The 12,553-nt window shown below is 38.1% G+C and carries 14 protein-coding genes and 1 tRNA gene; 7 read left to right on the forward strand and 8 right to left on the reverse strand.

Annotated features, from left to right (window positions below):
• Window positions 1-31: 31 nt before the first annotated feature.
• The 4 genes from L0B18_RS17135 to L0B18_RS17150 all read right to left on the reverse strand — a co-directional run bounded on the left by L0B18_RS17135 (window position 32) and on the right by L0B18_RS17150 (window position 3,241).
• Window positions 32-991, reverse strand: coding sequence for a nucleotide excision repair endonuclease (locus L0B18_RS17135; protein WP_234573039.1), 960 nt, complete (start codon window positions 989-991; stop codon window positions 32-34).
• 154 nt (window positions 992-1,145) lie between these two features.
• Entirely contained in the window at window positions 1,146-1,523 is a 378-nt protein-coding gene (locus L0B18_RS17140; protein WP_234573041.1) for a GxxExxY protein, read from the reverse strand.
• Window positions 1,524-1,666: 143 nt separating this feature from the next.
• Window positions 1,667-2,461, reverse strand: coding sequence for a cyclase family protein (locus L0B18_RS17145; protein WP_234573042.1), 795 nt, complete (start codon window positions 2,459-2,461; stop codon window positions 1,667-1,669).
• Window positions 2,462-2,551: 90 nt separating this feature from the next.
• Window positions 2,552-3,241 carry a glycosyltransferase family 2 protein gene (locus L0B18_RS17150; RefSeq protein ID WP_234573044.1) on the reverse strand — a complete coding sequence of 230 codons (690 nt, stop codon included), beginning with the start codon at window positions 3,239-3,241 and terminating at the stop codon, window positions 2,552-2,554.
• 148 nt (window positions 3,242-3,389) lie between these two features.
• On the opposite strand from L0B18_RS17150, the gene L0B18_RS17155 reads away from it, so the two are divergent.
• Both L0B18_RS17155 and L0B18_RS17160 read left to right on the forward strand, forming a co-directional pair.
• On the forward strand, window positions 3,390-3,827 hold the full coding sequence (locus tag L0B18_RS17155; RefSeq protein ID WP_234573045.1) for an NIPSNAP family protein: 438 nt from the start codon (window positions 3,390-3,392) through the stop codon (window positions 3,825-3,827).
• Between the two features lie 186 nt (window positions 3,828-4,013).
• Window positions 4,014-4,388: a four helix bundle protein gene (locus L0B18_RS17160; protein ID WP_234573047.1), complete on the forward strand. Its 375-nt coding sequence runs from the start codon at window positions 4,014-4,016 to the stop codon at window positions 4,386-4,388.
• 259 nt (window positions 4,389-4,647) lie between these two features.
• Here the strand turns inward: L0B18_RS17160 and L0B18_RS17165 are convergent, their stop codons facing one another.
• Window positions 4,648-5,115, reverse strand: a complete 468-nt coding sequence (locus tag L0B18_RS17165) for a DUF1456 family protein (RefSeq protein ID WP_234573049.1) — start codon at window positions 5,113-5,115, stop codon at window positions 4,648-4,650.
• Between the two features lie 217 nt (window positions 5,116-5,332).
• Here L0B18_RS17165 and L0B18_RS17170 point away from each other — a divergent pair, with 217 nt between their 5' ends.
• The 3 genes from L0B18_RS17170 to L0B18_RS17180 all read left to right on the forward strand — a co-directional run bounded on the left by L0B18_RS17170 (window position 5,333) and on the right by L0B18_RS17180 (window position 6,146).
• Window positions 5,333-5,695, forward strand: a complete 363-nt coding sequence (locus L0B18_RS17170) for a GIY-YIG nuclease family protein (RefSeq protein ID WP_234573051.1) — start codon at window positions 5,333-5,335, stop codon at window positions 5,693-5,695.
• Window positions 5,692-6,051, forward strand: coding sequence for a GIY-YIG nuclease family protein (locus L0B18_RS17175; protein WP_234573052.1), 360 nt, complete (start codon window positions 5,692-5,694; stop codon window positions 6,049-6,051). Before L0B18_RS17170 ends, L0B18_RS17175 begins: the two co-directional genes overlap by 4 nt.
• Before the next feature lie 6 nt (window positions 6,052-6,057).
• Window positions 6,058-6,146: transfer RNA gene (locus tag L0B18_RS17180), tRNA-Ser, on the forward strand.
• Between the two features lie 99 nt (window positions 6,147-6,245).
• Here the strand turns inward: L0B18_RS17180 and L0B18_RS17185 are convergent.
• Complete coding sequence (locus L0B18_RS17185; RefSeq protein ID WP_234573053.1) at window positions 6,246-6,974, reverse strand: 3-keto-disaccharide hydrolase; 729 nt, start codon at window positions 6,972-6,974, stop codon at window positions 6,246-6,248.
• 364 nt (window positions 6,975-7,338) lie between these two features.
• Here L0B18_RS17185 and L0B18_RS17190 point away from each other — a divergent pair, with 364 nt between their 5' ends.
• Window positions 7,339-8,040: an HNH endonuclease gene (locus tag L0B18_RS17190; RefSeq protein ID WP_234573056.1), complete on the forward strand. Its 702-nt coding sequence runs from the start codon at window positions 7,339-7,341 to the stop codon at window positions 8,038-8,040.
• Here L0B18_RS17190 and L0B18_RS17195 read toward each other — a convergent pair.
• On the reverse strand, window positions 8,037-8,459 hold the full coding sequence (locus L0B18_RS17195) for a very short patch repair endonuclease (RefSeq protein ID WP_370647605.1): 423 nt from the start codon (window positions 8,457-8,459) through the stop codon (window positions 8,037-8,039). The genes L0B18_RS17190 and L0B18_RS17195 overlap by 4 nt on opposite strands.
• Window positions 8,452-9,489 (reverse strand): DNA cytosine methyltransferase, encoded by a 1,038-nt coding sequence (locus L0B18_RS17200; protein WP_234573058.1) that lies wholly within the window; start codon window positions 9,487-9,489, stop codon window positions 8,452-8,454. Before L0B18_RS17200 ends, L0B18_RS17195 begins: the two co-directional genes overlap by 8 nt.
• 80 nt (window positions 9,490-9,569) lie before the next feature.
• On the opposite strand from L0B18_RS17200, the gene L0B18_RS17205 reads away from it, so the two are divergent.
• Window positions 9,570-12,485: an ATP-dependent helicase gene (locus L0B18_RS17205; RefSeq protein ID WP_234573059.1), complete on the forward strand. Its 2,916-nt coding sequence runs from the start codon at window positions 9,570-9,572 to the stop codon at window positions 12,483-12,485.
• Window positions 12,486-12,553 lie beyond the last annotated feature (68 nt).

The following is a 12,553-nucleotide window of genomic DNA, read 5'->3' on the forward strand; positions in this document are numbered from 1 at the left end:
TTCTAATACTCCCCTTCTTTATGTCGATCTTTTACGGCATAGGGAAGAGGCCGGGGGATGGGTCCTTACCTTTAATTTTAGTCATCAAATCATCCAGTTCATGTTGATGAATCAGATGGGATTTCGGATTCGGGATTGATTCACGCATCATTCGATATCTTTCAAGATTTCGTTGAAAAAATCCGGACAAAATTTCTGTACTCTCATCTAAAAATGTTTTTGTAAAAAGAGAATCATCTGCTATGGAAATCCTTGTCCGTAAATAATCGACAATTTCGAATGAATCTCCCAGGAACCAATCATTCAGCATATCTGTCAGTTGATCTTTTTTCAGGGATGATTTCTCAGAAACAGGAAAATAAAACCGCATCGGAGTCAGATTTCTACTTAACTGGACCGGAAGATAATGGGGTGAGACGGATTCATATTCTGCCATCCAAAGTAGTTGGAGCAATGCTCCCAAAGAGGTTCGGACAATTCTGTGGCCTTTAAAACAGCCATAAATCTTCTTCTCCACATTTTGTTCAAAAGGTGGATGCAGTTCCCGATAAAGTGGTTTATCAGAATCAGGGTAAAGATTACCCGACGGATTCATAGAAAGCCCAAACGTCAATCCAGATTGATGTTCCTGAATTGTAATGAAATAGTAGGTTTCCGTATGCTTATTGGCATAATTGAATTCCGGACGATGTTCGCGAATCCAGTAATTTTCGCACAGAATTGCTTCGTGTTCTGACTCCAGGATGTCATATTCAATCCGATGAATCTTGCTGATCATGGCCGCTTCTTTCCGGGAGGTTTTACCAGGTTTGGCCCGTTTATAGGAGAATAGCCGCCGTCTGAGATTTTTGGCTTTGCCCACGTACAGAAGCAACTCATTCTCATCATAGAATCGATAAATGCCAGGCTCCTGCGGAATATCCTCAAAAATTTCTGGTCCTAGTTTTCGCTCCAGGAAAGGAAAGGTGTCAAAAAGGTCAGAAATATGCATGCATTATGAATTTGTTCGAGCTTTCTGAGAATAATAAAAGAGAATCATGACACCATGGTGACATCAATAATTTTTGGACTCAGACTTTTAAAAACCGCTAAGTGCGCTAAGATTCGCGAAGCTTTTTTAGATGTCTTTGCGGTTGTCCCAAACTCTATAAATTGTTGACGACTCTTCTAATTCCATTCTTAATGAGCGGAACATTAAAATGAATCAGAAATCCCAGTTTATTTCCTGATAGTTTAAGGTAGGTCAGAATTTGTGCTAAATGGATATCATTTAAACTATCGACAGCTTTAATTTCTATAATGACATTTCTTTCAATCCACAGATCAATTCTATATCCACAGTCCAGCTTTACTTCCTCATAAACTACTGGCAATCCAACCTCAGACTCAACAAAAAGATCTGATTTTCTTAGTTCGTATTTCAAACAAGCCTGATATGCAGACTCCAATAGTCCGGCACCCAAGTTTCTATGAACATGAAGTGCCGAATTGACAATTATCTTTCCAATTTCATTTTCTGTCATACAGTAAACTTTTATAAGTATTAGCTATCTGTATGAACTAACAATATCAAATACCTTACAGAATTTGTTTTAACCGCTAAGGGCGCAACGTTTTTGGTAGACGCCTTTGCGATTCTTAGCGCTCTTTGCGGTTTATCAAAAATCTACTCACTGATATGCGCCACAATCCTCAATGGCCCACCACTGCCGTCTTTGATTTTCATGGGGAGAGCAATGATGTAAGCACCGGTTGTGGGCAGTTGATCCAGATTCGCCACGTTTTCAAATCCGGGAATATCGTGTTCAAAAAGAGTTTGATGGGTTTCGTAGAGCTCTGACTGACCATAATCCAAACTTGGTGTATCCAATCCAACTGCTTTTACATTTCGGTTTTCTACAATCCATTGCGCCGCATCAGGGTGAATGCCCGGAAAACTAAGTTCAGAAAGGGCCTCCTCTCCCCTGTTGGCCGTTCCAAGATAGGCTTCCGCATCCGGCCAGTAGGCTCCCATTCCGGTATAAAAAAGCAGAATGGATCCTTCAGGAATCTGCCCGTGCTCCTGCTCCCATTCGGTGATATCCGAAGGCTGAATTTGATAATCCCGATTTTGTGCTACAGGCTCAGTCACATCAATCACAACGGCATAACCGGTTAACTGGTCGATGCCGATCTCGTCCACCGTCTTACCCGTTTCGTAAAAATGAATGGGTGCATCCAGATGGGTCCCACCATGTTCGGCTGTAGATACTGTGAAAGCTTCGTAATAATATCCACCCTCCGTTTCTCCCACAAAAACAGTATCTACCTTAAAGAGAGCTGATGTTGGCCAATAGAGTGTTTCATCGGAGTATTCATAGGTCAGATCAATCCAGGTTCCATCCTCCCAATTCATCTGTTCTACTTTTGTGCAGGAAGCAAAAATCAAAAGAGCGACCAATAAAGAACAAGAAAATTTCATATAAGTTATCCATTCATTTGAGGTTGATTCAATTAAGCAGAATGCCAGGAAAGAGTAAAGCAGTTCTTTTAAATTTGTTCGGGAGTTGTTCTAAGACATTTTTTTCCTGGTGATGGATTCCTTTAGAATCCGCATGATATTGGCTTTATGATCTTTGACCAGAATCCACGATAAATTTGATCCGTGGAAACGTCTCCGAACCAATTTCTTTTCAATCTTTATTATGAGAATATTCGCATCTTTTGCCCGCCAAATCCATTCCACATCTTCACTTGACTGATAGTCGGGTGAATAATTTCCAATCTTATCGAAAACCGACCTGTGTGCGACCATGGTACTGGGAATGTTTTCCTCCATAGTTTGCCAGTCATCTTTTTGCTTGAGATGATCCGGCAATTCAGTTCCTGCTTCAAGAAAATTGATCTTATCTGTGGTTGTGATCTGGTAATCAGGGTTTTTGAGCATAAAGTCAATTTGAACCAAAAGCTTCTCCGGAAGCCATATATCATCGGCATCCAGGAAAGCAATATATTCTCCACCGGCTTTGGATATTCCCGTGTTTCGTGCCACCGAAACTCCCTGATTTTCCTGGTAAGTGTAATTTACACCGGAATAACTTTGTGCAATTTCAGCGCTATCGTCGGTTGAACCATCATCAACAACAATAATTTCAATGGCTGGATAGGTCTGATCATACACACTCTGCAGTGTTTCTTCTAAAAATTTAGCACTATTGTAAACAGGAATAATAACTGAAACCAATGGGTAGTTTTGTACCACTACAGATTGAATTTAATCCACGTGTTTTTTTATCAGCCAAAATATACATATAAAGATTCCAATGTCTTTTAACAAGCCAACTGCATTTTTTAACTATATTGAAGACAGATTTTCATAATGAATACTTCCATAACATAATGCAAAACCAATGAAATCAAATAAAAGCCATTTTTTTCTGATTGCCCTCCTTGCCGCTTCTTTTCTGTGGATGAATGTATCATCCTATACGGCTGAGGCACCCGAACAAGCCCATACCGATCACGATAAAGTTTATGAACTCAGAACCTATACCACTCACGAAGGAAAACTGGATGATCTCAACAGAAGATTTGCCGATCATACCATGGCTCTCTTTGAAAAGCATGGTATGAAAAATATTGGATACTGGACGCCGACAGATAAAGAAAATACACTGATATATATTTTAGCTCACGAAAGCCGGGAAGCCGCCGAAAAAAGCTGGGAGGCATTTGTAAACGATCCTGATTGGCAGAAGGTTTATGCCGCATCCCGTCAAGACGGACCCATTGTTGAGAATATTGTTTCGGTGTTTATGACGAGCACAGAATTCTCTCCGATAAAATAAAGGAAGTGCGAACAGCTGAGTAGAGAATGCAAAGTTAAGAAGTATTTTACCTCTGACTTTCCCGAGGCCTCGGGGTTCGCTAATCCATTGTTGGCAATTTCAATCATCCCAATAAAATTGTAAGGCGTTCGATTTTCCCGGTTCATACAGTTATAAAACTTTTAATCAATAACTGTTAAATCAGAAATGGGAAAATCAGACCTCGAAGACCGGCTCATTGAATTTGCCGTATCGATTATTGAAATCATCAATGAAATTCCAAAATCAAAAGCAGGCCAACATCTTTCAGGACAATTGGTTCGATCAGGAACATCTCCGGCTTTGAATTATGGAGAAGCTAAACGAGCAGAATCAAGAAGAGACTTCATTCATAAAATTCAAATTGTGCTCAAAGAACTTGGCGAAACGTTGGTAATACTCAAAATACTTCATCGCACAAATATGTATACATCTGAGAAAAAATTTCTTCGAATACTTAAAGAGTGTGATGAACTTATAGCCATTTTTGTAAAAAGCGTTCATACAGCAAAAAGTAAACAAAAAAGAAATGCGAACAGCTGATTGCAGAATGCAGATTTAAGAAGTGCTTTACATCTGACTTCAATTATTCGCTAATCCATTGTTCGCAATTTATTAGATTTCTTCGAATACTTAAAGAGTTTGATGAACTTATAGCCATTTTTGTAAAAAGCGTTCATACAGCAAAAAATAAACAGAAAAGAAATGCGAACAGCTGATTGCAGAATGCAAATTTAAGAAGTGCTTTACATCTGACTTTCCCGAGGCCTCGGGATTCGCTAATCCATTGTTCGCAATTCAATCAGTCTTTCCGAACACGACTTGCCAAGCCCTTAAAAAAATACCGCAGAACCTGGTCGCCTGCCTTCATGTAATTCGAGTGTTTTTCTTTTTGGAAAAGAGCGTTTACTTCAGACTTCGAAATAGAAAAACCGGTTGATCTCAGAATGTCAAGAATATCATCGTCCCGGAGTTTAAAAGCCACCCGGAGTTTTTTCAAAACCATGTTATTGGTGACCGGTGTTCGGATTGGCCGCGGAGGATGCTTATCACTCTTACCGCGTTTGTAATAAATCAATCCATCCAGGAAATAAGCCGTTAGCTCGTGTGTGGTATCCACCTTTTGATCCTCGGGAATCGAATCATCAAAAATGTAGGAGATTTCCTCCCGTTTTGGCTGATAATCAGCCAGTTTCAAAATGTTGGCAATTTCACCTTCGCCTGCATCTAAAATATACCTGATACTTTGAATGATATCGTCGTTTCTCATAAAGAGATACTACACTGTTTTAAAAATTATTTTTTTGATTGGATGAAAGGTACGGGAAAGACAGGAGAAATATGAATAACGAACATCTAAATGCAGAGTTTAGAAGTGCTTTATTTCTGACTCCACTGGATCCCTATTCAAATAATCGTACTTAAAATATCACCATCCTTATTCAAACTTTCCTGAAATCATCTTATTTTTCAAGGCTGGTTGATTATTGAAAACCAACCGGAGGGATGGCAGAGTGGACGAATGCGGCGGTCTCGCCCCAAAGGGATCCCTTCGGGAAAAACCGTCATGGCTTTACAAATGGGAAGTACAAACAAAAAAATACGTTTTGTTTTCTGTATACATTCTTAGGAGCACGAAAACCGGAAACCATTATTATGGTCACACAAAAAATCTCGAAAAAAGATTAAAAGCACATAATGATGGAAAAGTACGAAGTACCAAAGCCTACAGGCCGTGGAAAATCATTTACACTGAAAAATTTTTAACTACATCCGAAGCCTTCAGACGTGAACTCTTCTTCAAATCTATAGAAGGCTATCAATATCTTAAGAAGGAAAAAATTATATGAATGCACGGAGGGATGGCAGAGCGGACGAATGCGGCGGTCTCGCCCCAAAGGGATCCCTTCGGGAAAAACCGTCACGGCTTTATAAATGGGAAGTAGAAACAAAAAAATACGTTTTGTTTTCTGTATACATTCTTAGGAGCACGAAAACCGGAAACCATTATTATGGTCACACAAAAAATCTCGAAAAAAGATTAAAAGCACATAATGATGGAAAAGTACGAAGTACCAAAGCCTACAGGCCGTGGAAAATCATTTACACTGAAAAATTTTTAACTACATCCGAAGCCTTCAGACGTGAACTCTTCTTCAAATCTATAGAAGGCTATCAATATCTTAAGAAGGAAAAAATTATATGAATGCACGGAGGGATGGCAGAGCGGTCGAATGCGGCGGTCTCGAAAACCGTTGAGGCTTTTTTAAGTCTCCGGGGGTTCGAATCCCCCTCCCTCCGCTTCTTTAGAAGTCAAAGTTCAGAATGCCCCAAAGGGATGCCTTCGGCACAGATTTCAGAAGTTTTTTACTTCTGACTTTCCCAAGGCTTCGGGATTCGCTATTCATCAGCACTTAATTCTGTAATTGGCGTCAGCTCCACTTTTCGAAATTCCACTTCAGCACCTTCGGCCTGGAGTGCGATGTGTCCGCTTTGGGCAGTCGCATCATAACCAAAATTAACCAGGTCTCCATTCACCCAAACTTTCACAGAGTCGCCAAGTGTTTCTATGGTCATCTGATTCCATTCTCCCAATGGATGTTCGGAATCATCTGTCAAATTTAAAATGCGCCGGTTCTCTCCTTCACGAATGCCCCACTCCTCTTCAGGTCCGCGGCGTTCCACCATATTCGGCACAGTAATATCTTCCACAATCACCCAAAAATCCCCGGCATCACTATGCTGCATTTGTACCTCGATGGACTGTGGAAACATCTCATAAAGCGCTCTTGGCGTTGAGGCGTGAACAAGTACTCCACAATTCCCTGGTTCTCCCGGAAAACGATACTCCACTTCCAGCCGGTAATCGGAATATTCCTCGTCTGTAATCAGGTGCCCGCGCGGATCGCCAAGGCTGACCAGCATTCCATTTCGCACAATAAATGCTTCTGTCGTATCAGGATTTTCATCCATTGCGGGGACATCCACATGCCAGCCCGTGAGATCTTCGCCATTAAAAAGTTGGATCGTTTCGGATTCCTGGCCGGCCTGAATCTGGGATTGTGGTTCAGATTGACAAGAAATCAGAGTAAAAAAAAGGAGTGATAAGAGGAATGGAGATTTCGCCATGGGTTATTCATTTTGGAGGTTATTTATTCTAAAATAGAATTTTCCCACAGAAGAACTAATACTATTATCGAGGAAAGACGTTAAAAATTGTTGCTTTGGATGGGCTTTTGCTTCAAGCAACTCCTAATAATATAACAGGGTTTGTCTCTCATTACCAAATCGATTTTGTGATGTATAAGTAATGTTAGGTGGTGTTGAGTAATCAGTAAGTAAGAGTTAATAAAGAGGTTCTATCAGTTGATTGAACAAGACAAAATTGAATTGGTTTCGAAATAATTCTCACCGATTTAGACGTAAATGGAATATTGAAGAGTGATGTATTTATATTAATAGTATCAACTACAAATTGTGGACAATTTGATATATGACATTTAAAAGATGGATAAGTATAACGGGGCTCACCGAAGCATCAGCTAAGAAGTACTCAAGTGCAATATTCGGATCGATTTCAAATTGGGCGAGAGAGGCCGGATTAGTTGATTCCTCTTTACTTGAAATATCCGATCCTGATGAGTTTGAGAGGCTTGCCGACAAAATTAAACAACTTTCCATTTTTCAGGAACGAAATGATAAAGGAAATAACATGTATAGTAGTGCTCTAAACAAATACCATGAGTACTTAAAAGATGACTCCGAGGAATTAGAAAAAGACATCGAGAATATCATTCAGGATGACACTTACACGAATACAGATAAATTAAGGCTTATTAAATCCAGGGTCGGTCAAGGGGAGTTTAGAAAAAATTTACTTTTATATTGGAAAGGTTGTGCTGTTACAGGTTATAAAACAGGCTCCATGTTAATTGCTTCCCATATAAAACCTTGGAGAGATTCAAACAATAATGAGAGACTTGATAGTTTTAACGGTTTACTGCTTACTCCAAATCTTGATAAGGCCTTCGATAGGGGTTTTGTAACTTTTGGGACTAACGGAAAGATTTTAATCTCTGATATTCTCGAAAAACCGGATGTTTTAGGAATTGATGATAATATGAATATTAAGTTGGAATCTGCTCATTTCAAATATTTAGAATATCATCGAGAGATGGTTTTTTTGAATTTTTAGCCGACCCTTTTTATTTCTTGGACTAGTTTTTCCAATCGTTCAAACCGATCCGACTTGTTTTTTATCTCACATCCCCAAACTGTAAGAACTTGCCAACCTTGTTCTTGAAGAGCTTCTTTATTTTGTTTGTCTCGTTGTTTATTGCCGGTGATTTTCTTTTCCCAAAATTCTTTTCGCGTTTCAGGCAATGTTCCTCTCTTACAATCGTGGCCGTGCCAAAAGCAACCGTGAACAAAAACAACGACCTTATACTTCGGAAGAACGATGTCCGGTGTACCGGGATATCGTTTGTCATTCTTTAAATAGCGAAAGCCTTTTGAGAAAAGATATTTCCGAACAATGATTTCCGGTTTGGTTTCCTTCCCGGAAATTTTGGACATAATTTTACTTCGCTTTGATTTGCTAAATATATCAGCCAAGATGTTGATCCAGATGTTCTTTTATATTCTTAGATTGAACATAACTGAAACGTGGCGGCAATGCATTTCCTATTAATAATGCAAGAGAACCTTTAGAAATATCGGTTGGAAATTTGTAATCCTCCGGAAAAGACTGAAGCAAAGCAGCTTCGCGAGGTGTAATCACACGATCCTGTTCGGGGTGCAAAAAACGGCCTTTGGAAGGATTTAAACACCCACCGGTAATTGTAGTTGAATAATCATCCCATCTTAAACGTCCATAAACATCATTAAATCCTATGTTTTTCTTACTGTGGCAATCTAAAAGATATTCATCCGGTAAATCTTTTCGGCTGCCGCCGTCTTTTGGCGTTAATCGAATTCTCTCCATTATTCTTTCGGTATGATTCGCAACGATTTGTTGTAATGGATCGTCAGACTCTTCAGGTGTTGATAGGTGCTCTATCTCACTTCTTACCGTTCTTTTTTCTCCGGTTCCCGGAGCAATTTCTAAATTACCCAGAAGAGAACCCACCATTATCAATCGTTTTCGGTTCTGGGGCACACCATAATCTTTAACATTAACAATATCGACTTTAGGGTTGTAGCCCAAATCCTCAAGTTTCTTTACAATCTCTTTGAATAGATAGTAATCTTTTAAACCCGGCACATTTTCCATCATAATGGTAAGTGGTTTTAGTTCCTTCACCATTCTGAAGTATTCTTCCACCAGGCTATTTCTTTTGTCCCTCACATTGGCTTTTCTATTCAATTTTCGAACTCTTGAAAAACCTTGACAAGGTGGGCACCCAGCAAGAAGATATAGAGGTCCATCTCTCAAGTGATCTTTTATTTCTTTAACATCTATTTCACGGATGTCCTTAGGTATGACTTCCGTATCTGGAAAGTTCATTTTGTAGCCTTTGGCAGCATCTTCTTCAAGTTCAATTGCTATCTTAGTTTTAAAACCAGCATTATGCATACCAGCAGTAAGTCCACCAACTCCTGAAAATAAATCAATCGAATTATATTTTATTGCTTTATGAGACAATAGATTAACTTTGTTTTATTAAGTTGTATTCTTTACCTAATCTCTATATTTAAAACTATATCTAAGAAAATAATTTCTCAATGGCTGATATACAACAAATCTTAAGAGACAATCTAACATCAGAACAACTTGAAGCCGCTACAGACGAAACAAAGGAAATATTATGCCTTGCATGTGCTGGGTCAGGAAAATCAAGAACCCTAGCTTATAGAATTGCTAGGTTAGTCGCTGAAGGTGAAAAACCAGAAAGTATTGTTGCTTTCACTTTTACAAATAAAGCAGCTGAATCAATAAAAATTAGAGTGGCCGATGCTTTGATATCAAGTGGTGTTGATCCAAAAATTCTTGGTGCAATGTATTTAGGTACAATAGATTCATACTGTGGATTTATTTTGGGAGAAATAAATGCGGATTATAGACAATTTGATATGTTGGACTCTAACCGCTTAACAATGTTTATAATGTCAAGAGCAGCGGAATTAGACATTTATCAACTTATAAATAGCCGAAACTCAAAATATTTTAAAACTATACAAAATGTTGTAGAGTCTTGGAATATTGTAAATAATGAAATGTTAGAGCTGAATTCCATTGCGGAACTTGATGATAGGTTAGGAAATACTCTTATCAATCTTAGACAGTTACTTCATAGAGATAAATTTATGGATTTCTCTTATGCTCAAAGGTTAGCGATTGAAGAATTGAATGCTGGACATCGATCCGAAGATGTCTTGCATCATGTAAAACACCTTATGGTTGATGAATATCAAGATGTGAATCCGGCACAAGAACAGTTAATCTCTAATATATATGAACATGCTGAATCTTTATTCGTAGTTGGTGATGATGATCAGTCCATCTATTCCTGGCGAGGTGCAGACGTAAGAAATATTCTAGAATTTCCTGATAGATATCCAGAGAGTTCTCAACATGAGCTTTCAACTAATTTTAGAAGTACTCCCAATATAATTAATGCCTCCACGAATTTTATTGAAAACCAACTTGGTGCAAGTAGATTCCCTAAAACTCCTACACCATCCGAGGGAAACACTAACCATCCTAGCCAAATTGGTAAATTCTGGTTTGATAATCGTAATGAAGAGGCAATATGGGTTGCTAAAAGAATACAGTATATGTTAGGAAAATCTTTTTTTGATAATGAAATGAATGAAATCAGAGGCCTTACACCTGGTGACTTCGCAATTCTAATGAGATCTACTCATGGTAGCGGTGACGTCCTCCGACATGAACCTTTTACGAATTCATTAGACAATCTTAATTTACCATATTTTATTGAGACAGAGGGTTCAATTTTTTCACATCCACCAGTAAATGTTTTACACCAGACATTTTCACTCTTAAGAGATTCAAATCCTGATCGTACAACTGTTAGAAATCTATACAATGATTTAGTTATATCAGTATTTCCACAAACAAATTTTACTGATTATGCGGATCTAATCGCTCAATGGGGTAGATTAATTCATGGCTCAAGAGCAAGTGTACGTAGAAAAGTTTATCCTCAAGAATTTGTACATCAGTTACTTGAAGTATTTAAATATGATGAGTCAAATTTTGACTACATGGACAATAAAGCTCTTGGAGTTTTTAGCTCAATAATGTTAGATGTTGAATCAGTTTACATGAGTATTGATTCAACTGCTCGCTTTCATCAAGTGCTCAATTTTTTAGATAACGTTGCTGAAGGTGGTTATGAAACAAGTCAAGATATTGTACTTCAGAGACCAGACAGGGTATTTGTTTCAACAATTCACAAAGCTAAAGGATTAGAGTTTCCTGTTACTTTTATTGTAGATATGGAACAAGCTAGATTTCCTGGACCAGTTGATCGAACATACAAAAAATGGCTGCCTGAAGAATTGATGGCGAATGCTTTCACCTCTGGAAGATATGCTAATACGCTAGAAAACGATATAAGATTATTTTATACAGCCGTTACTCGATCGGAACGTTACTTATATTTGTCGGGGTGTAAGAGTTTGCCAACCGGCACAAAAGTTTGGAAAAGATCAAATTTTATGAATGAATTTATCTATGATGAAATCGAGGAAAACTCAGAAGAACTTCCACCAAATCTCTCTGAGGCTGAACCAAAATCAAGAGTTGATGATAGCATCAAACCTACGAGTTTTACTGAGGTTCAGTATTATTTAAGATGTCCCAAAGAATATCAATTCAGGAAACAGTATGGTTTTAATCCATCTGTACCCGAAATGTTTGGATTTGGTCAAACTACTCATGTAACGATAGGCAAATTGCACGAACTGTATAAAAATCATCGACCTTCAGATGAACAAATTGATGAGACTGTTGAAGAGATATTTCATCTAAAACATGTACCCCAAAGTAGAAACCCTCAGGAAAATCCAGGGCCCTATGAAAGAGCAAAAGAAAAAACACGTGATATTATAAAAAGTTATGTTGATAAGCATGATGATGATTTTACTCAAGAGAAAAGAGTCGAGGCCAGATTTGAAATCCCTGCTGAAAATACAGTCATCTCTGGGGCAATTGATTTAATGATAAAAGAAAATTCAGAAGGAGAAATTGAAAGCGCTACGGTAATTGATTTTAAATCAATGGAATTAGGAGAGGATGGTGATGAGTTTAATGAGGAGCTTGACTGGATTTCACTTTCATTACAAGTTCAACTCTATGCACTAGCAGCCACTCAAGTTTTAGGAGAAAATGCAAAAACTGGTAAAATCCATTTTTTAAAGGATAATAAAAGAGTAGAAATACCAGTTGACGATCAATCTTTAGAAAATGCATTAAAAAATGTTGAGTGGGCAGTAAAACAAATCATTAATAGGGACTATCCAATGCGTCCAGCTACTGACAAATGTGATAAATGCGATTTTAAAAGATTGTGTAAAAAGGAGTTACAAGATTTTCGTGATGATGACGTACCTCCTCCTATTAAAACTCCTCATGGTGAGATGTTAATTACTTGTTTTAGTCAAATAGAAACATAAATAATTTTTTCATTAGTGATACATAGTAAAATTACGCTATAACCTTATTACTGGCAGATTATTTTAAA

The organism is Rhodohalobacter sp. 614A (genome assembly GCF_021462415.1).
Lineage (GTDB): Bacteria > Bacteroidota > Rhodothermia > Balneolales > Balneolaceae > Rhodohalobacter.